The following is a 991-nucleotide window of genomic DNA, read 5'->3' as shown; positions in this document are numbered from 1 at the left end:
AACCGCTCCTGCGGGCCACCGTGACATGCTCATTCATCCTTGCCAGCGGAACTCTTATCTCATCCCACGTTCCCGGCACGGTACGGAGCACCTCGAACCCCGGTTGACCTTCATAAGCCTTTGGCGTATCGCACAACGAGGTGAGATGGTTTTCCAAAACCACATACATGGCCAACATATGGCAGCGTGTGCTCATTACATGAGGATTTACATACTGTATCTTGAACTCCGAGCGCGGCAGTGCCCTGAACCCTCCCAGGTGATAGTCCGTCGCTCCCGCCAGCATCCTGGTGAAGGGTATCGCAATGTCATGGTCCGCATTCACCAGCGTGTCCCATTTGCATACTTCATAGTTGAGTGTCCCTTCCCGTGTGAATTCATTCGGATACGTCCTTACCAGTCCGGAAGGCTTGCTCGACCCATGGAACTGTATGAAGAGCCTGTGTCTTGCCGCACATTCCAGTATCTCTTCTTGGATACGTATCATCTCTTGGTCATTGCGGTCCATGAAGTCCACCATGAGTCCCCTGACCCCCCATTCCTCATAGAGCGCAAAGGCTTCTTCGAGTTTGTCGTACAACGGTCTCCAGTGTACCCACAGATGTATGCCAACCCCCTTGCTCCTTGCATATTCCACAATTCTCGGCATGTTCAGGCACGGTATCGGTTTTGTAACGTCCGCATTGGGTCCCGCCCATCCGAAATTGAAGTTGTCATCATAGTACCAAGGAGTCTCCGCATATCCGTAGATTCCATGTGCATCCAAGCCATTGCGTGCTGCAAAATCGATGTAGTACTTGTTTGTATCGAAGTTGTTCCCCGGAGAGAACGTGCTGTCCGGCACGACATTCCCGTTCCACCATGTGAACGTGGTCCGGCAAGGCTTAATCCATGAAGTGTCTTCAATCCTGCAGGGCTCGTTCAGGCTTGTTAGTATATTCGTCTCCAGCAATCCTCCCACCCGGTCTGCAACGGAGATTACGCGCCACGG

Annotated in this window: 1 protein-coding gene; it reads right to left on the bottom strand. The window is 52.6% G+C overall.

Annotated features, from left to right (window positions below; all coding sequences use genetic code 11):
• On the bottom strand, positions 1-991 hold a 991-nt coding region (locus DXD65_RS20875), incomplete at both ends, for a glycoside hydrolase family 97 catalytic domain-containing protein (protein ID WP_147350696.1).

Origin of the sequence: Bacteroides sp. 4_1_36 (genome assembly GCF_003466325.1) — a bacterium.
GTDB lineage: Bacteria > Bacteroidota > Bacteroidia > Bacteroidales > Bacteroidaceae > Bacteroides > Bacteroides uniformis.
Note: the sequence above shows the minus strand (reverse complement) of the source record. Positions and strands in the feature narration are given on the sequence as shown.